Origin of the sequence: Bacillus cereus group sp. MYBK222-1, assembly GCF_051916425.1 — a bacterium.
In the GTDB taxonomy this organism is placed as follows: Bacteria; Bacillota; Bacilli; order Bacillales; family Bacillaceae_G; genus Bacillus_A; species Bacillus_A paranthracis.
This window is the reverse complement of record NZ_JBQAGP010000001.1, coordinates 1,355,087-1,375,598: the sequence shown is the minus strand read 5'-3', so window position 1 is coordinate 1,375,598 and position 20,512 is coordinate 1,355,087. Positions and strand designations below refer to the sequence as shown.

Below are 20,512 nucleotides of genomic sequence, written 5' to 3'. Positions count from 1 at the left end.
TTGTCGAAACGTCGATATATTGCAATAATCGTTGATATATTTGAAAAATCGTTCATATAATTTCACGTACCATAATGAAAACTTAAAAAAGGAGCACCACAAAATTAAAAAAGGCGCTCCTGCATCAAAATATTACTTCTTCTTATCTTTATCCAATATATTCTGTTCTTCCGCAAACTCCGTACCATATGCGAAGCGGCGATTAATACGAATATTATCGTTGTGGTGCCTTGTGTGAGAGCCAGAGAAACGATGAACGATTACTTCAGATAATGTAAAGACAATCGCGGAAAGGATGCTTCCCCATGCAATTTGCATATAGTTGTCTAATAAAATATTACCGAAAATCCATACGCTTAAATACGTTAGTAAGAAATCCGACATAATGGCACCGGTATTACCGATTCGATTTAATATGATTTTATCAACGAACATATAAGATACGATTGTAACAAAGAGACTGAACGAAATAATTTGGACGAACGTTGCTGGGAAAAATAAAGCGAGTCCGATACTAAATGCGATAATGCACGATATAAACTTGATAAGCACTACTGTGAAATCATTCAAAATTTACACCTCCGTTTTATCCATAGTTTTGCAATAAATATAGGAGTTCATACATTGTAACGAATATATTTACATAAAACTTTTTCATGTCAATTATTTGTCTAAATATTAAAAAAACAAAAGGAAAATGTTATAGTAAAATGAGAGTATATGACATTTTTAGGTAAGGGGGAATCCTCGGTGTGGATTACTTCAGAAGTAGAAATTCCAGACGAGTTAATTGATCATCTTGAAAAAGGAAAGTTAGTGCTATTTGTTGGAGCGGGAGTTTCTATGAAAGGGAAATCAAACTTACCGAATTTTGATGATTTAGTTGATGAAATTGCAAAAACGTTATATGTCGAAAAACGTGAAATTACAGAACCGCATGATTATTATCTTGGTAAAATTGCGAAAACAAAAGATGTACACCAAGTTGCAAGAGATTTAGTTCATATTGAAAAGTCAAAGCCGAATCCGCTTCATTATGCGATTCCGAGGTTGTTTCCTTTAGATACAGAAGTCCGCATTGTAACAACAAATTTTGATCGACATTTTACAACTGCGATAAAAGAAATGAATAGAGAATTAAACGTATATTACGCACCTGCGTTACCTACAGGTAGAGCGTTTAAAGGACTTGCTTACATACATGGCAATATAGAACAAGAAAAAGAAGCGTTAATTTTAACAGATGGTGATTTTGGAAGGGCTTACTTGACAGAAGGATGGGCAAGAAGGTTTTTAGTTGATTTATTCTCGAATTATACCGTTTTATTCGTTGGATATAGCCATAATGACCCAGTAATGAAATATTTAGCAACTGGTTTACCACCAAGTACAAGACGTTATGCATTTGTCGCACAAGGGGAAAATACGTACCACTGGGAGCATTTAGGAATACGGCCGATTGTATATCCGAATAAAGGTAATAATCATCAATCTCTCGTTAAAGCAGTAAAACGATGGGCGGAGTTAATGGGGGATAATTATATTACAAAACGAATGCGAATTCGTGACATAGTAACAGTACCGCCGTCAGTAGAGCAGGAACAATTATCATACATAAAACAATCTATAAAAAAAATTGAAACAGTCCGCTACTTCGTTGAATTTGCTCACGATTATGAATGGGTGGAATGGCTTGAAGCGGAAGGGAAATTACAAAATTTATTTTTAATTACATCAAACTATAATGAGGTAGATGAATTACTTGCAAAATGGTTAGTGGAACAATTTCTTTTTAGTCATCAAAAAGAATTATTTCAATTGATTTTTAAAAATCATTCTAAACTATCTCCGTTATTATGGAGAACAATTTGTAGCTACTTAAACGAAACGAAAATGAAAATGGACCCGTTGTTGTTTGCAAGGTGGACACTGCTTTTATTAGAAACAGCTGAAAAAGATAGTAAATCGATCGAAACAATTGCTTACTTACTGCAAAAATGTTCTTTTCCTGAGCATAAAGAAATCGCTTTATTGTTACTAACGTTTATTTTGGACGGCAAACTTAAGTTGAAGCGTGAAAGAAAGTGGGGAAATGATACCGGGGAATCAATAGAACTTGAGGAATCGAGTCGTTTACCCGTGTCTACATTTTCTTTTGTGGAGCAAATTTGGAATGAAAAGATGAAACCGCATATTTCCTATTATGCCGTTCCAATTATGATGATGGGAATAGAGAAGATGCGGATGTTATCACTAAGGCAAGCGGCACTGAAAAAAAGGGATAAGGAAAATGTGGAAAAAGAGTTTCAGCAAAATGATCTAGCGTTTTTAATTCAAATTGTAAAAGAATGTTTAACCTATCTATGTGAAAACGATGAGAAAAAAGCAAATTATTATATTACAGAAATGATAGAAGCAAACAGCGTACTTCAAAATCGAATTGCAATTGATGCGATGAATAAAAATGTATTTGTTAGCGCCGATGAGAAAATGAAATGGTTGTTACAGGAAGGAATTCTTTTAGACGTCACGTATAAACACGAAGTTTTTCAACTTATAAAAAATCATTACGCACTCTCTTTAGAAAAAACAAAGGAAGAAGTCATTCAAATTGTATTGAAGGACCTTGCGGAGGAAAGAGCATTTGATGTTTGTTTCGTGTTGGATTTATTATTCACTTGTGATTCGAATAGTCCATCTACGGCAAAAGGTTACGAGTTAATGAAGCAAAAACATCCTCATTTTCATTCTGAGCGATACAGTGTACAAAAGAAAGAGGCGGCAGAACAAAGTATTACTTGTAATGTGACAGCTGATGGATTATTGCAACTAAAAGACGATGAAATTATGAAGCAAGTTCAGCAATTTTCTCAAGATGGTGTTTTTGAACAACGTCATTTTTTAGAGATGTTATCGAAAGCATGTAAATTGAATACAGAATGGAGTATTTCATTTGCATATCAATTAGTTGGAATGCACGAAATAAGTAATGAAGTATGGTTTGTTTGTATTAGGGAGTGGCGAAATAACCGAGGACTGACAAATGAACAAATACAAAAAGTTATTCCTCTATTACAGAAATTCGTTAGAAATACAGCTTTTCATTGGTTAATTAGTAGCTTTCTATATGAAATTAGTAATCGATTAGAAGAGTTAGAGGAAAATAGTATACGCAATGTAAAGCGGTTTGCTTTTTCGGTATTCCCTCAAGTCATGAAAAGTGACACGGATTTTAAGCTGGCAAAACAAGATTTTTACAATGAATCGATTCAGCATCCTGTTGGGAAAATGACAGCAGTATTATTAAAACTGTTATCATATGATCATTTATACGATCGTAATGTGTATGAATATTTATTTTTGTTTGAAGAACAAGTAAGAATTAGTACAGAACGAACAAATTTTATGATAGCTCGTTTAGTAGCAGATATTACATTTCTTTATCATATTGAGAAGCAATGGTGCCGAAAATATTTGTTACCGTACTTAGAGTTAAAGAAGGAAAATGAGATTACGAAATATGCATGGGCTGGCCTATGTTACACACAAATCAATTTACCTTTATTTACAGAAATGAAGCGATTTATTAAGTATGCGGTAGAACATTTGAAAGTATTACATCCGCATACGAGGGAAGCTTTCTTAAAATGGCTCAGTTTTGTATTTATTAAATGTGTACTGTATTGGGAACAAAAAACAGACTGGTTATACCCTTTACTTATACGAGAAAATGAAGAAAATAAAATTAAATTTATGCAGTTCTTATGCTATTATGTCAAAACGTTAAGTGCAAAAGAACAACAAAAATTTTGGGCAGCTTGGCTCAGTATATTTTTGCGAGAGCGACCGAAAATGGGGGGAATCACAGCTAGAGAATATGTAATGCTTTTACGTATTATTTTATTTATGGATGAAATAGTAGAAAGAGGATTATCTATCATTTGTAAAACATTTTTGGACGTGGGTGGAAAAGGGAATCAAACGGAGTTAAAACAGTTATTTCATGAAATACTTGAGAAGACAGAGAGTATAAAAATGTATAAAGAGTTGTATGCAAACGTATTTTTCACTTTACTGCAAACGCTTCAGGAAGCTAATTTACTTGAAACGGAAATCATTCAAATAAAAGAATTATTAATTGGATATAGAGTAGAAAAATGTGTAATAAATGCAATAGATAATGAGATAATTCGCATCGGAATTGTTCTGGAGAATTTACAAGAAGAAATGTAGGGCAAAAATGTAATTTAAAAAAATATATAAAAAGTTGTTGACAGTGTTTTGAAAAGCGTTCTATAATACGAATCATACTTATTCAATTTCAAAAAACATTTGAATAAACAAAGTGCAATGAAGAGATCACAGTAGTGGTTAGTCTTACTGTAACAGAGAGCTGGTGGTTGGTGTGAACCAGTACAGAGATAATCATGAATTACAGTCTTGGAGCATCTTTTTCGTAGTAAAGATAGTATTGTCTTTATGAAGAAAAAGCGGTCAATTGATCGTTAACAGTGAAGAGAGGTAGACGGAAAGTTAGTCTACAACTAGGGTGGTACCGCGATAAATATCGTCCCTACTGATTTATTCAGTAGGGACTTTTTGTATTTTAGTGGCCCAACTTGAAAATTAAATATGTATGCGTTGAAAGGAAAAGCAGTAGTTGTTGTTTCCCTGTAACAGAGAGCTGGTGGTCGGTGTGAACCAGTACAAAAACAAGAGCGAATTACAGTCCTAGAGCATCTTTTTCGTAGTAAAGATAGTATATATCTTTATGAAGGGAAAGACGGTCAGATGATCGTTAACAATGAAGAGAGGTAGACGAAAGAAGTCTACAACTAGGGTGGTACCGCGATAAATATCGTCCCTACTGATTGCATCAGTAGGGATTTTTTGTACAAAAAAAGTGGGTTTTTAACTAGTAGAGAGTGTCTTTGTACGAATGATTAGTTTAAAATAAGAAGAGGTATCGATTCCACTTTAAATTTGTATAATTGACCAGTTCAGAAAATAGAGAATTTTTCATTCTCTTACTATACTTTTAAAACATTAGAGGAGGATTTCCAAATGGCAAATCATGAATTAGATCAATTACGTAAACAGGTAGATGAAATTAACTTACAACTATTACACCTTTTAAACAAACGTGGTGAAATCGTTCAAAAAATTGGGGAGCAAAAGCAAGTACAAGGTACGAAACGTTTTGATCCAGTACGTGAGCGTGAAGTACTTGATATGATCGCTGAGAATAACGAAGGACCATTCGAAACGTCAACGGTTCAACATATTTTCAAAACAATCTTCAAAGCTAGCTTAGAATTACAAGAAGATGATAACCGTAAAGCATTACTAGTATCACGTAAAAAGAAACAAGAAAACACAATCGTTGATGTAAAAGGTGAATTGATTGGTAACGGCACACAAACGTTCATCATGGGACCTTGTGCGGTAGAAAGCTTAGAACAAGTTCGCCAAGTAGGGCAAGCGATGAAAGACCAAGGCTTAAAATTAATGCGCGGTGGTGCTTTCAAACCGAGAACATCGCCATACGATTTCCAAGGTTTAGGAGTAGAAGGATTACAAATTTTACGCCAAGTAGCAGATGAATTCGACTTAGCAATCATTAGTGAAATTTTAAATCCAAATGATGTTGAAATGGCATTAGACTACGTTGATGTAATTCAAGTTGGTGCACGTAACATGCAAAACTTCGATTTACTACGAGCTGTAGGTAAAGTTAACAAGCCAGTATTATTAAAACGTGGATTAGCAGCAACAATTGATGAGTTCATTAATGCAGCAGAATACATCATTGCACAAGGTAACGACCAAATTATTCTATGTGAGCGTGGTATCCGCACATACGAAAGAGCAACACGTAACACATTAGACATTTCAGCAGTACCGATTTTAAAGAAAGAAACACATTTACCAGTTGTTGTTGACGTAACGCATTCAACTGGACGTAGAGATTTATTATTACCAACAGCGAAAGCGGCTCTTGCAATTGGCGCAGATGCAGTAATGGCTGAAGTACATCCAGACCCTGCAGTTGCATTATCAGATTCTGCACAACAAATGGATATTCCAGAATTCCATAAATTCATGGAAGAGTTAAAAGGATTCAAAAATAAATTATCTTAATTCCATATCATATATGCGCTGAAGAGGAAACAGTAGTGCTTATCTCACTGTTAAAGAGAGCTGATGGTCGGTGTGAATCAGTACAAAGGTAAGCATGAATTACAGCCTTGGAGCATCTTTTTCGTCAAGTTTTGATGGGAAAGACGGTCTAATGATCGTTAAAGAAGAAGAGAGGTAGACGAAAGAAGTCTACAACTAGGGTGGTACCGCGATGAACATCGTCCCTACTGAGCGCTCAGTAGGGACTTTTTTGTACAAAAAAATAGTAAAGGGGCAAGAGAAATGAGATACATTACAGCTGGAGAATCACATGGACCGCAGTTAACAGTTATTTTAGAAGGTGTACCAGCAGGTTTAACGCTGGCGGCGGAACATATTAATAAAGAATTATTAAGAAGACAAAAAGGGCACGGACGCGGAAGACGTATGCAAATTGAAACAGATACAGTTGAAATTGTAAGTGGTGTTCGTCATGGGATGACACTTGGCTCACCCATTACGTTAATCGTAAAAAATGATGATTTCAAACATTGGACGAAAGTAATGGGTGCAGAGCCAATTTCGGAAAAAGAAAGTAAAGAAATGAAACGTACAATTACGAAACCACGTCCAGGACATGCGGATTTAAATGGAGCAATTAAATATGGTCACCGTGATATAAGAAACGTATTAGAGCGCTCTTCTGCAAGGGAAACGACAGTTCGTGTAGCTGCTGGTGCAGTTGCGAAACAAATTTTAAAAGAATTAGGCGTGGAAATAGCAGGGCATGTACTTGAAATTGGCGGAGTAAAAGCAAAACATATTTCTAACTTGTCTATTGAAGAAATTCAAACAATTACTGAAAACTCACCAGTTCGATGTTTAGATAAAGAAGTAGAGCAAGAAATGATGAATGCGATTGACAACGCAAAAAGTAGCGGAGATTCAATTGGGGGCATTGTAGAAGTCATTGCAGAAGGCATGCCAATTGGCGTTGGTAGTTACGTTCATTACGATCGTAAATTAGATGCAAAACTTGCTGGTGCAATTATGAGTATTAATGCATTTAAAGGTGCTGAAATTGGTGTTGGTTTTGAAGCGGCAAGACAGCCAGGAAGTAAAGTGCATGATGAAATTTTATGGGATGAAGAACAAGGATACACGAGAAAAACGAATAATGCCGGCGGTTTAGAAGGCGGTATGACAACGGGAATGCCAATTGTCGTAAGAGGCGTAATGAAACCAATACCTACATTATACAAACCGTTAGCAAGTGTTGATATTGATACGAAAGAAGCTTTCCAAGCGAGTATTGAAAGATCTGATAGCTGTGCAGTACCAGCAGCAGGTGTAGTAGCTGAATCTGTTGTAGCATGGGAACTTGCACATGCACTAGTCGAACAATTCGGAAAAGATCGTATGGAATTAATTCAACAAAACATTACGCAACATAATAAATACGCAAAAGAATTTTAATAAAAAGGTGGTTTTAACATGCAAGTAAAAGATCAACTATCATCATTACAACCATATAAACCAGGTAAATCACCTGAACAAATGAAAGAAGTGTACGGAGATCATTCGTTTGTTAAATTAGCATCGAATGAAAATCCATTCGGCTGTTCACCACGAGTTTTAGATGAGTTGCAAAAATCGTGGTTGGATCATGCTTTATATCCTGACGGAGGTGCTACAACGCTCCGTCAAACAATTGCAAATAAGTTACATGTGCAAATGGAACAAGTACTTTGCGGTAGTGGTTTAGATGAAGTCATTCAAATAATAAGCCGTGCAGTACTAAAAGTAGGTGATAACATCGTAACGGCTGGAGCAACATTCCCACAGTATCGTCATCATGCAATTATAGAAGGTTGCGAAGTGAAGGAAGTTGCGTTAAATAACGGTGTATACGATTTAGACGAAATTTCTTCAGTAGTAGATAACAATACAAAAATTGTATGGATTTGTAATCCCAACAATCCAACAGGCACATATGTGAATGACCGAAAATTGACTCAATTCATTGAAGGGATTAGTGAAAATACGTTAATTGTCATTGATGAAGCGTACTATGAATACGTAACAGCAAAAGATTTCCCAGAGACATTACCGCTTTTACAAAAACATAAAAACATTCTTGTACTTAGAACGTTTTCTAAAGCGTACGGATTAGCTTCTTTCCGCGTAGGATATGCAATTGGACAGGAAGAGTTAATCGAGAAATTAAATGTCGTACGTTTGCCATTTAACGTATCTTCATTAGCGCAAAAAGCAGCGACGATTGCTTTTGGTGATGAGGAGTTTATTGAGGAAATAGTTCGTGTAAATACAGAGGGATTACAACAATACGAGAGCTTTTGTAAGGAACATGATATTCCATTTTATCCATCGCAAACAAATTTCATCTTCTTGCCAGTTGAGAATGCTGGAGAGATTTATGAAGCTTGTGCACACGCAGGATTTATTATTCGTCCGTTCCCAAATGGCGTCCGTATTACAGTCGGAACAAGGGAGCAAAATGAAGGAGTGATTTCAGTGTTACAACAACACTTTGAAAATAAAAAAAGAAAGTCTCGAGATGAGGCAAATGCATAAGAAGGTAGTATTAATTGGAACTGGTTTAATCGGAGGCTCTCTCGCATTAGCAATTAAGAAAGAGCACGATGTAACGATAACAGGTTATGATATATTTCAAGAACAAGTAGAGCGTGCAAAAGAATTACACGTAGTAGATGAAATAGCAGTAAATTTACAACATGCATGTGAAGAGGCACATTTAATTGTTTTTGCTTCACCAGTTGAAGAAACGAAGAAGTTATTACACAAATTAGCGTCATTTCGTTTACGAAAAGATGTTATTGTAACCGATGTTGGTAGCACAAAAGGAACAATTATGAATGAAGCGGAAGCTTTATTTTCAAAGGAAATTTCTTTCATTGGTGGACATCCGATGGCAGGTTCTCATAAAACGGGAGTTGAAAGTGCAAAAGCGCATTTATTTGAAAATGCATTTTATATTTTAACGCCAATGAATCATGTGCCAAATGAACCTGTGGAAGAGTTAAAAGATTGGTTAAAAGGAACAGGGTCACATTTCCTTGTTTTAAATACAGAAGAACATGATTATGTAACAGGGATTGTAAGCCATTTCCCGCATCTTATTGCCGCTGGATTAGTAAAGCAAGTGGAGAAACATGCAGGAGATAATCCACTTATTCATCAGCTAGCTGCTGGAGGTTTCAAAGACATTACACGTATCGCATCTAGTAGTCCGAAAATGTGGAGTGATATTGTTAAGCAAAATCGAGAGCATTTAATGGTATTATTAAAAGAGTGGATCTCTGAAATGGAAGATTTATATGATACAGTTTCTAGCGGAGATGCAGGCGAGATTCAAAACTATTTTGCGGATGCGAAAGAATACCGTGACTCTTTACCGGTAAGAAAGAGAGGGGCGATTCCTGCCTATCACGACTTATACGTCGATGTTTTAGATAAAGTAGGGGCATTGGCTCACATTACAAGTATTTTAGCGCGCGAAGAAATTAGTATTACGAACTTGCAAATATTAGAAGCCCGTGAAGGATTGCTTGGGGTATTACGTATTAGCTTCCAACGAGAAGAAGATCGTATGAAAGCAAAGCTAGCGCTTGGAGAAGAAAAATACCAAACGTATGAAACAATTTAAATGAGAAGGTGAAAACGTGAAGGAAAGAACAATACAACCTGTTAATAACGGATTAAATGGCAACATTACAATTCCAGGAGATAAATCGATTTCTCACCGCGCTGTCATGTTCGGTGCGATTGCAGAAGGAAAAACAACAATTAAAGGTTTCTTGCCTGGTGCAGACTGTTTAAGTACGATTTCTTGTTTTAAAGAAATGGGAGTAGACATCGTACAAAACGGTGATGAAGTTACTGTAGTTGGTAAAGGATTAGAAGGTTTACAAGAACCGAAAGCTGTATTAGATGTTGGTAATTCTGGTACAACTATACGTTTAATGTCAGGAATTTTGGCAAATACACCATTTTTCTCTTGCGTACAAGGTGATGCGTCTATTGCAAAAAGACCGATGAAACGTGTAACAAATCCATTAAAACAAATGGGTGCAAACATTGATGGCCGCGAAGAAGGAACGTTTACACCGCTAACAATACGTGGTGGGGATTTAAAAGCAATTGAATACACTTCCCCGGTAGCAAGCGCACAAGTGAAATCAGCTATTTTACTTGCAGGACTTCGTGCAGAAGGTGTAACAGCTGTTACAGAACCACATATTTCTCGCGATCATACGGAAAGAATGCTTGAAGCATTTGGCGTCAAAGTAACTCGCGAAGGAAAGACAGTGAAACTAGCAGGTGGACAAAAGTTAACAGCGACGGATGTTCAAGTACCAGGTGACGTATCATCAGCTGCCTTTTTCTTAGTAGCAGGTGCAATTATTCCAAATAGTAAACTAGTATTACAAAACGTAGGTATGAATCCAACACGTACAGGTATTATTGATGTTTTAGAGAAAATGGGTGCTACGTTCACTGTAGAGCCAATTAACGAAGGAGCATCAGAACCAGCTGCAAACATTACAATTGAAACATCTTCATTAAAAGGAATCGAAATCGGCGGAGATATTATCCCTAGATTAATTGATGAAATTCCTGTAATCGCATTAGCGGCAACGCAAGCAGAAGGAATTACAGTAATTAAAGATGCACACGAATTAAAAGTAAAAGAAACAAACCGTATTGATACAGTCGTAGCGGAATTAACGAAACTAGGTGCTCGCATAGAAGCAACTGAAGACGGGATGATTATTTACGGGAAATCAGTTTTAAAAGGAAATACAGTTAATAGTTATGGTGATCACCGCATCGGAATGATGCTTGCGATTGCCGGCTGTCTAGCAGAAGGAAAAACAACAATTGAAGACGCAGAAGCAGTAGGCGTATCATACCCTACATTCTTCGAAGAACTTCAAAGGTTAACTAAATAAATGGATGAAAAGCAGATACAGGATGTATCTGCTTTTTTATATTGAATTTGTGTCGTTAAGTCTATATAATTTCATTCACCGCACTGTAATATTTTAAATTATGGTACAATTCAAATAAAGAAGGGGGAAAATTTATGAACGTTATACGATTAAAAGAAGATAAATTTAGAGAAGCATTACGCTTATCAGAATACGCTTTTCAATATAAAGTTGAAGAAGAACGAATGCAGCAGCAACTTACAAGAATGAAGGAAAGTCATGAAGTATACGGTATTATAGAAGGTAATGACTTAGCTGCAAAACTACACCTTATTCCGTTTCATATATACATAGGAAAAGAAAAATTTAAAATGGGTGGCGTTGCAGGGGTAGCGACGTATCCAGAATACAGAAGAAGCGGATATGTGAAAGAATTGCTTCAACATTCTCTTCAAACGATGAAAAAAGACGGATATACAGTATCAATGTTACATCCATTTGCTGTTACATTTTACCGTAAATACGGCTGGGAACTTTGTGCGAATCTTCTCGTATGTCATTTGACAAAGAGTGATTTAGTTATGAAAAAACAAGTGAATGGTACTGTGAAACGTTTCAATAAAGAAAATCACCCAGAAGAGGTCGAGAAGCTTTATGAAACATTTGCAGAACGTTTTTCTGGTATGCTTGTTCGCAATGAAAAATGGTGGTTACAAGCTGTTTATGAGGATTTAACATTAGCAATTTATTACGATGAAAATAAAACTGCAGCCGGCTATATGTTATATAAAATAGAAAACTATAAAATGACAGTAGATGAATTTGTTCCACTGCATAATGAAGCACGAAATGGTCTATGGAATTTTATTTGCCAGCATGATTCTATGATTAAAGAGCTTGAAATGACAGTAAGTGAAAACGAACAGTTGTTATATACATTGCAAGAACCACGTGTGAAAACAGAAATAAAACCATATTTTATGGGAAGAATTGTAGATGTAGAGCAGTTCTTAAAACAGTATGAGTTAAACTGGAACAATGTACAACAAGAAGTCATTCTACACATTACAGATTCATTTGCACCGTGGAATAATGTATCGGTGAGACTTGCAAATTATGAAATAACAATTATAGAAGAACCGATGGATAAAGGGATCAAGCTAGATATAAATGCACTATCTACAATATTGCTTGGATACAAACGCCCATTAGAACTAAATGAATTAGAATTAATTAGCGGAAGCGAAGAGGAAATACGGGCATTTGAGAATGTAGTACCAGTGCACAAGCCGTTTATTTATGATTTCTTTTAATCTGCATATTTGAAATCGGGCTATTCTAAAATTTCATTTGGAATAGCTTCTTCAAATGTTGTCAGTTTTTGTCGGTAAGTCGATATATTTTGAAGATCGCTGATATAATTAGAGATGCGCCGATATATCCTGAAAATCGCTGATATATTTTAATAATCGCTGATATAAATTTTTTCACAAAACAAGGGATTAAAAACGCAATGATACTTGTCACACACTTGACTTTTAACCGATGTAATTTATAATTAAAAACGGAATGAATTTTCATTCCTGAAATTGAGGTGAAAAAATGGCTAAAAATAAACAAGAAGACATTTTTGATGCGGCAATACAACTTTTTGCAGAACGAGGTTATGATGGTACAACAATTCCGATGATTGCTGAAAAAGCAAAAGTAGGTGCTGGTACCATTTATCGTTATTTTGAAAATAAAGAAGCACTTGTTAATTCTTTATTTACGAAAAGTGTTTTACAGCTATCAGAGTTAATAAAAACCGACTTTCCAGTCAATGCAAATATTCGTGAACAGTTTAGCCATACATACAACCGTTTATTTGAATTTGCAAGACAAAATGCAGATGCTTTTCTTTTTACGAATTCTCACTGTGATAGTTATTTTCTCGATGAACATAGTAATGAAATATTCGAGGATTTTATGGGTTTCTTTATGGACTTGATTGAGGATGGAATCGAAAAAGGTTTTCTCCGTCCATTACCACCAATTGCGTTAATTATCATTGTATATCAACCGATTGAAAAATTAATTAAAGTAATGGAAACAGGCCAATTAGAATATACAGAAGAATTGGTAAAAGAACTGGAAGAAAGCTGTTGGAATGCTATTAGAATCATTTGATTCTATAGCGTTATAAGGATAGGAATGAACATTCATTCCGATGAGGGTGTGAAAAAGAAAAGTAGGAGATGATCAATCTGTACAATTAAAGGAATGAATATTCATTCCAAAATCCATAGTTTAATAGAGCTAAAAAGTAAATTAATAGAACGAGAGGAATGAACGTTCATTCCGAAAGGGTGTTTTCAAAATAATAGGAATGAATATTCATTCCGTAACTAACGTAAAATTTTAATCGTGGGAGATGATGCAAATGAGCAAGCTGAGAAATTGGAGAAGTTTATCTTTTCTATTGTGGATAGTTATTACCATTACAATGATCGTTACGATGCCTAATATGGATAAATTAGTGAAAGAAAAAGGGCACATTACGATTCCTAATACAGAACAAAGTAGTATTGCTGACAAAATGATAAAAGAAATGAATAAAGACGGGACAGAAAAGTATGAGATTATAGCAGTTTTTAATAGTGGTAGTAAAACAGCTTTAACGACTGAACAAAAAGAGGAAATAACAAAAACAATCAATGCTTTGCAAAATGAAAAAGAACAATTAGGAATTAAAGAAGTTGTTTCACATTTAGATAATAAAGAATTAGAGAAACAATTAGTTTCTAAAGATAATACGACTATTTTAACGCAAATATCGATAGATAAAAAACATGGTGAAATATCGAAAGTTTCAAATAATCTTCATAATAAAGTGAAAACGAAAGGGGTAAAAACGTACTTAACAGGAAGTGACTTAGTAGCAGGTGATTTTCTTACATCTTCTCAAGAGGGAGTGAAAAAGACTGAAGTTATTTCTATCATTTTCATTCTTGTAGTATTAATCATTGTATTCCGTTCACCTGTTGTTCCGATTATTTCACTTCTTACAGTTGGTGTATCGTACTTAGTTTCAATGGGGGTTATTGCCCATCTTGTAGATCAATTTAATTTCCCGTTTTCAAACTTTACGCAAGTCTTTGTAGTTGTTGTCCTGTTTGGGGTTGGAACAGACTATAACATTTTATTATTTACGAGATTTAAAGAAGAATTAAGTAAACAAGAAAACTCATTTTTGGCTACGAAAGAAACATTTAAATCGGCAGGGAAAACCGTTTTATATAGCGGGATAGCAGTACTAATTGGTTTTGCATCTCTTGCTTTAGCGAGCTTTAAATTATATCAATCTACTTCAGCGGTAGCAATTGGTGTTGCAGTATTATTACTCGTATTAACTACGTTAAATCCATTTTTCATGGTGCTTCTAGGAAAAGGGATGTTTTATCCAGTTAAAACATTTAAAGGCCATGAAGATAGTCGTCTATGGGGATTCTTTGCGAAAAATTCAGTTGCAAGACCGTTTGTCGCTTTAATTATTGTATTCGTGATATCGATTCCTTTCGTATTAAAGTATTCTAATACACTTAATTACAACGATTTATTTGAAGTAGACAATAAATATGAGTCGAAAATGGGGATTAACGTAATAGAAGAACATTTTCCACCTGGTTTTTCTTCACCAAGTACGTTAGTCATTCAATCGAATAATAAGTTAGATGAGGCGAGTTCGCTTCAAACTTTAGATGAACTAACTGAAAAGATTTTGAAAGTGAAAGGTGTTTCAGAAGTATATGCACCGACACGTCCAACTGGTGAAAGAATTAAAGAACTATATATAAATAAACAAGCGGGTGAACTAAATACAGGTTTAGGAGATGCCAATGGTGGTATAAAGGAAATTAATGATGGATTAACTACTGCGAAAGATAAAATGGGTAGTAAGGATTCAAATAGTCTTGCAAACGTTCAAAAGTTAATTGATGGAACAAATGAAGCGAAAAATGGTGTATTGGCATTAGGAACAGCTTTAAATCAACTATCAAATGGCATAAATGACGGAGCAAAAGGTGCGCAGCAAATTGAGAGTGGGTTAACTTCAGTAAATGAAAATATAAGTGTATTATCTCATGCAACTTCACAACTTCATGCTGGCTATACGCAGTTAGAAAAAGGTTTAAGTTCTTACGATCAATACTTCGGAAGTATTTCTCAAGCGATTGACGGTGCGAAGAAAGGTTATGAACAAATTGAAATGTTAATGACCAATTTCATTCAAACGAAACCAGAATTAGCAAATGATCCTAACATTCTGCAAACGATAGGAATTGCTAAAGAGGCTCAAAAGCAATTAGGTGGGCTGTCAAATGAATTAAATCAATTAGCAGCGCAGCACAATGCGGCGATGGGATCATTTAAAGAAGCGAATCAATCGTTATTGAAAGTGGATAACGGCTTAAAAGAAATGAGCAATGGAGTTACTAAGTTACAAAAAGGAGCAGCTGATCTTAAAAATGGATTAAATGAAGGAGCAACAGGTTCAAAACAAATTGCAAACAAGTCATCTGAGTTACAAACCGGATTAACGAAAATAAACGATGGGCAAGGTCAGCTATTAACCGGACTGAAAGACTTGCAAGAACAGATGGGACAATTACAATCAGGACTATCTAAAAGTACAGAAGGCCTTGAAAAGGTAAGTAACGGCCTAGGGGATGCTCAGAAATATTTAGGAGAACTAAATGAATCAAAAAGCTCTGAGAAATTTTATATTCCAAAAGAAGTTTTGGAGGGAGAAGATTTCCAAAAAGCTTTGAATACGTACATGTCACATGATAGAAAGACTGCTAAAATGACAATCATTTTAGACGTAAATCCGTATTCAAAAGAAGCCATGCCAATTATTCAAGAAATCAATAAAACGATAGATGGTACTTTGAAGGGGACGGAATTAAATCATGCGAAAACAGCAATTGGAGGAACAACAGCTAGAAACGTTGATTTAAAAGAAGTAACAGGGCAAGACTTCTTACGTACAGCTACAATTATGTTAATTGGAATTGCAATCGTATTAATCGTGATTACACGTTCATTATTAAACACAATCTTTATTATTGGATCTTTAATATTAGCTTATTTTGCATCACTTGGTATAAGTGAACAAATTAGTACACACTTACTAAACGTAGATTCACTAAGCTGGAATGTTCCATTCTTTAGTTTCATAATGATTGTCGCTTTAGGAGTGGATTATAGTATTTTTGTAATGATGAGATACAATGAGTTAGAAGAGGACCCAGCGACGAAAATTGTAACTGCTTCTCGTCATATCGGAGGAGTCGTATTATCAGCGGCACTTATTTTAGGTGGTACATTTGCTGCATTAATTCCTTCAGGTGTATTAACGCTTATACAAGTAGCATCCGTTGTTGGTGTTGCATTGTTACTATTAGCTATTATTGTGATGCCGATATTGCTACCTGCTTTAATAGGCTTAACGAGTAAAATGAAGAATTATGCAAAGAAATTAAGTGAAAGGAAATAAAAGAATCGCCTTTTAAAAGTAACTGTTTCAGTTATGGGAGAGAACATATAAAATAACACACAAATTAGGGATGTAAATCACATATGATTTAGCATCCCTTTTTTAATTGGTATTACATTGTTTAAGTACTTTTATATAGTAAAATTGCAAAGGAAGAGAAAAAGAAAACAGTAAAAACAGCAGCGCAACGATTGGGGATTACTGACAAAGTATTTGGTTTAAAAGATAAATGGAAAATTTATGTTAAAATAATGGTAGGGATTGTGAAAAAATGTTCTTAAACTAACGGTCAGGATACTTTAAGAAGGATTTTTCAAAGGAAATGGTGAATATCATATTTTGAAGGAGTGATTGCAGTGGAGTAATTAATTTTTTAAATCTTGGTTAAATACTTTGAAGGAAGGGATTTATAAATATGAATGCAAAACTAATAATAGTAGAAGGTTTACCTGGATTCGGAAAATCGACCACTGCAAAGCTAATAAATGAAATTCTAAGCCAAAATAAAATTGAAGTTGAACTATTTTTAGAGGGGAATTTGAACCACCCCGCCGACTATGATGGTGTATCTTGTTTTAATAAATTTGAATTCGATAGATTAGTATCTAACAGTGGAGATTTTAAAGAAGTGCTTCTTAAAAGAGTTTTAAAAAAAGGAAGCAATTATTTATTACCATACAGAAAGATAAAAAATGAGTTTGGTGACCAGTTTTCGGACGAATTATGTAACGATATTTCAAGAAACGATATATATGAATTACCATTCGATAAAAATGTTGAATTAATTGCTGACAAATGGAATGACTTTGCTGAAATTGCTCTAGAAGATGATAAGGTTTATATTTTTGAATGTTGTTTCATACAAAATCCATTAACGATTGGGATGATTAAATACGGTGAACAAAAAGAAAAAATAATAAATTATGTAATGAAAGTTGCAAAAATCATAGAGAATCTAAATCCAATGTTATTCTATGTAGAACAAGATAATCTTGAACTTTCATTTAGGAAGGCATTAAAAGAAAGAACTCCAGAATGGTCTACAGGATTTGTCGACTATTACACGAACCAAGGCTATGGGAAAGAACATAACCATTCAGGTGTAGAAGGAACGATAAAAGTTCTTGAAGCTAGAAGGAATTTAGAGTTAGAAATATTTGATATGTTAAAAATGAACAAAGAAAAAATCAATAATACAAAATATGAAATTGACTCGTATAGGTCAATGTTAAAAGATAAGTTAATAATACAAATGGTGAAATAGCTTTTTACACTACCTGGTGCTTTAGTTGGAGAAGGAAATGAAAACGCTCAGAATATTTTCTGAGCGTTTTAGTTTGCTCTTTATAATACGAAACGTGGTGTGAAATGCATACAAATTATTGTGTTATTTATAATGGGTATTAACATTTTTCTCTCCCTAAATTGAACCCGTTCTTTTAAAAGGTGATTTTCCTTATTTTACAAACTTGTCCATCACATCTTTATATTTTACAAACTCTTCATCTTTCATATCGCCATTCATTTGTAGAAGAAAATTGCCTTTTGCGTGTGTATGCGAGAATAACATAGGAGCAGAATTTCCTAATTCATCGTAATATTTCTTTACTTTTTCTAGGTCTTCTTTCTTTGTAATTTCGAATAATCGACCGCCTTTATCTTCACCAAGAGCAGGTACGACAATACGCTTACCTTCTTTTCGAAGGTTACCAAATTCTTTTTGTGGAAGATCGGTTGGATTTTCTGCTTGGAGACCAGCATTTTTAAATTCAGTGATAATTGAATCGACAGTTACTTTCGTTTCTTTTTTCTCTTGTTTTGATTCAGTAGGTGTTTTTCCATTGTTATTACTACATGCAGTTAAGGAAATAAGAGATAAACATAATGCTCCAATCATAAATATTGTTTTCAAAATGAATCCCCCTTAAAGTGTGTATGTAACTTTAATATAATTAAAAACAAAGGTTTTATTCAAGTTTGGAAAGAAAGGAATAGCAATCAACCGTTGCTATTCATCCAGCTTCTACTATATAATAACTATAGTCTACAATAATTGAGTCGTAATATGCGATTTTTTAAGACAATCGGTGAGAAAACGCTGAAATAAGCGGTATTAGTAGGAGGACACAAATGATTACAGTAAGTAACGTTAGTTTGCGTTTCGCGGATCGCAAATTGTTTGAAGATGTTAACATAAAATTCACGCCAGGTAACTGCTACGGTTTAATCGGAGCAAACGGTGCTGGTAAATCAACATTTCTAAAGATTTTATCTGGAGAAATCGAACCATCAACAGGTGACATACATATTACGCCAGGTGAGCGTCTTGCAGTATTAAAACAGAACCACTTCGAATACGAAGAGTTCCCAGTATTAGAAACTGTAATTATGGGTCATACTCGTCTTTACAAAGTAATGCAAGAGAAAAATGCCATTTATATGAAAGAAGATTTTAGTGATGAAGATGGTATGCGTGCTGCTGAACTTGAAGGTGAGTTTGCTGAGCTGAACGGTTGGGAAGCTGAGTCAGAAGCTGCAATTCTTCTTAAAGGTTTAGGTATTGGTGAAGACCTTCATGATAAGAAAATGTCAGAATTAACTGGGGCAGAGAAAGTAAAAGTATTACTTGCTCAAGCTTTATTCGGTCAACCTGATATTCTATTACTAGATGAGCCTACCAACCACTTGGACTTAAAAGCGATTCAATGGTTAGAAAACTTCTTAATGAACTTTGAAAATACAGTTATCGTTGTATCCCATGACCGTCACTTCTTAAATAAAGTATGTACGCACATGGCTGATCTTGATTTCGGTAAAATTCAACTTTATGTTGGTAACTATGACTTCTGGTATGAGTCAAGCCAATTAGCTTTAAAATTAACACAAGATGCTAATAAGAAAAAAGAAGAGAAAGTAAAAGAGTTACAGAACTTCATTGCGCGCTTTAGCTCAAACGCATCTAAAGCGAAACAAGCAACTTCTCGTAAAAAATTATTAGATAAAATTACATTAGATGATATTAAGCCATCATCTCGTCGTTACCCATTCGTTGGCTTCACACCAGAACGTGAAGTAGGAAATGACTTATTAACTGTTGAAGGTCTTTCTAAAACAATTGATGGTGAAAAAGTGTTAGATAATGTGTACTTCACTTTAAATAAAGGTGATAAAGTTGCATTTATCGGTCGTAACGATATTGCGATGACGACATTATTTAAAATCCTTATGGGTGAAATGGAGCCAGATAGTGGTTCATTTAAATGGGGCGTTACAACATCTCAATCGTACTTCCCAAGAGATAACTCTAAATACTTTGAGAACAGTGACTACAACTTAGTTGAATGGTTACGTCAATTCTCTCCACAAGATGAGTCAGAAAGCTTCTTACGTGGTTTCTTAGGCCGTATGTTATTCTCAGGCGAAGAAGTTAAGAAGAACGTTTCAGTACTATCTGGAGGCGAAAAAGTTCGTTGTATGTTATCTAAAATGATGTTAAGTGGTGCAAACGTTATTACACTTGACGACCCAACGAACCACTTAGACCTTGAGTCTATCACTGCATTAAACAATGGTTTAATTGCATTTAAAGGTACAATTTTATTCACATCACATGACCATCAGTTCGTACAAACAATTGCAAACCGCATTATCGAAGTAACGCCAAACGGTGTAATCGATAAAGAGGCTACTTACGATGAGTTCTTAGAAAATGAAGAACTTCAAAAACAAGTAGATGCAATGTACAAAGGTCAATAATAAATGATGAAAACCCTCGCTCTCGTTTTGAGAGCGAGGGTTTTTTTATAAATTGTATTTTATGGATTGTGAATAATTATTCAAAAATAATTTTATTGAAGGAAAGAGATTTGAATGTTGTACA

General features: G+C 34.7%; 13 protein-coding genes and 3 other annotated features. Of the genes, 11 read left to right on the top strand and 2 right to left on the bottom strand.

What is annotated here, in order from left to right; translation table 11 throughout:
- Nucleotides 1-132 precede the first annotated feature (132 nt).
- Nucleotides 133-570, bottom strand: a complete 438-nt coding sequence (locus tag ACTFR9_RS07130; RefSeq protein ID WP_000997699.1) for a YndM family protein — start codon at nucleotides 568-570, stop codon at nucleotides 133-135.
- A gap of 150 nt (nucleotides 571-720) precedes the next feature.
- On the opposite strand from ACTFR9_RS07130, the gene ACTFR9_RS07125 reads away from it, so the two are divergent.
- The 10 genes from ACTFR9_RS07125 to ACTFR9_RS07080 all read left to right on the top strand — a co-directional run bounded on the left by ACTFR9_RS07125 (nucleotide 721) and on the right by ACTFR9_RS07080 (nucleotide 17,896).
- Nucleotides 721-4,233 (top strand): DUF4020 domain-containing protein, encoded by a 3,513-nt coding sequence (locus ACTFR9_RS07125; protein ID WP_080012511.1) that lies wholly within the window; start codon nucleotides 721-723, stop codon nucleotides 4,231-4,233.
- Nucleotides 4,234-4,341: 108 nt separating this feature from the next.
- Nucleotides 4,342-4,578 (top strand) — a binding site (T-box leader).
- 54 nt (nucleotides 4,579-4,632) lie between these two features.
- Nucleotides 4,633-4,869, top strand: a binding site (T-box leader).
- Between the two features lie 195 nt (nucleotides 4,870-5,064).
- Nucleotides 5,065-6,141 (top strand): bifunctional 3-deoxy-7-phosphoheptulonate synthase/chorismate mutase, encoded by a 1,077-nt coding sequence (locus ACTFR9_RS07120; RefSeq protein WP_001273581.1) that lies wholly within the window; start codon nucleotides 5,065-5,067, stop codon nucleotides 6,139-6,141.
- Nucleotides 6,142-6,150: 9 nt separating this feature from the next.
- Nucleotides 6,151-6,370 (top strand) — a binding site (T-box leader).
- A 53-nt stretch (nucleotides 6,371-6,423) separates the two neighbouring features.
- On the top strand, nucleotides 6,424-7,596 hold the full coding sequence (gene aroC / locus ACTFR9_RS07115) for a chorismate synthase (protein WP_001269407.1): 1,173 nt from the start codon (nucleotides 6,424-6,426) through the stop codon (nucleotides 7,594-7,596).
- Nucleotides 7,597-7,614: 18 nt separating this feature from the next.
- A complete protein-coding gene (hisC, locus tag ACTFR9_RS07110; protein ID WP_098947307.1) occupies nucleotides 7,615-8,715 on the top strand; it encodes a histidinol-phosphate transaminase in 1,101 nt (366 codons plus the stop codon).
- On the top strand, nucleotides 8,708-9,808 hold the full coding sequence (tyrA, locus tag ACTFR9_RS07105; RefSeq protein ID WP_000549201.1) for a prephenate dehydrogenase: 1,101 nt from the start codon (nucleotides 8,708-8,710) through the stop codon (nucleotides 9,806-9,808). The genes hisC and tyrA overlap by 8 nt, the downstream gene beginning before the upstream one ends.
- 16 nt (nucleotides 9,809-9,824) lie before the next feature.
- Nucleotides 9,825-11,114: a 3-phosphoshikimate 1-carboxyvinyltransferase gene (gene aroA / locus ACTFR9_RS07100; RefSeq protein ID WP_000664611.1), complete on the top strand. Its 1,290-nt coding sequence runs from the start codon at nucleotides 9,825-9,827 to the stop codon at nucleotides 11,112-11,114.
- A gap of 134 nt (nucleotides 11,115-11,248) precedes the next feature.
- A complete protein-coding gene (locus tag ACTFR9_RS07095; RefSeq protein WP_001100972.1) occupies nucleotides 11,249-12,406 on the top strand; it encodes a GNAT family N-acetyltransferase in 1,158 nt (385 codons plus the stop codon).
- Nucleotides 12,407-12,695: 289 nt separating this feature from the next.
- Complete coding sequence (locus tag ACTFR9_RS07090) at nucleotides 12,696-13,262, top strand: TetR family transcriptional regulator (protein ID WP_001107293.1); 567 nt, start codon at nucleotides 12,696-12,698, stop codon at nucleotides 13,260-13,262.
- Between the two features lie 253 nt (nucleotides 13,263-13,515).
- Nucleotides 13,516-16,632: an MMPL family transporter gene (locus ACTFR9_RS07085; RefSeq protein ID WP_000040977.1), complete on the top strand. Its 3,117-nt coding sequence runs from the start codon at nucleotides 13,516-13,518 to the stop codon at nucleotides 16,630-16,632.
- A 415-nt stretch (nucleotides 16,633-17,047) separates the two neighbouring features.
- Complete coding sequence (locus tag ACTFR9_RS07080; RefSeq protein WP_000992226.1) at nucleotides 17,048-17,896, top strand: hypothetical protein; 849 nt, start codon at nucleotides 17,048-17,050, stop codon at nucleotides 17,894-17,896.
- A 192-nt stretch (nucleotides 17,897-18,088) separates the two neighbouring features.
- Here ACTFR9_RS07080 and ACTFR9_RS07075 read toward each other — a convergent pair whose 3' ends face one another.
- The gene (locus ACTFR9_RS07075) at nucleotides 18,089-18,529 is read right to left on the bottom strand and encodes a hypothetical protein (protein WP_001997685.1); all 441 of its coding nucleotides are present in this window, start codon (nucleotides 18,527-18,529) and stop codon (nucleotides 18,089-18,091) included.
- A gap of 233 nt (nucleotides 18,530-18,762) precedes the next feature.
- On the opposite strand from ACTFR9_RS07075, the gene ACTFR9_RS07070 reads away from it, so the two are divergent.
- Nucleotides 18,763-20,388, top strand: a complete 1,626-nt coding sequence (locus ACTFR9_RS07070) for an ABC-F family ATP-binding cassette domain-containing protein (protein ID WP_000633868.1) — start codon at nucleotides 18,763-18,765, stop codon at nucleotides 20,386-20,388.
- Nucleotides 20,389-20,512: the final 124 nt, after the last annotated feature.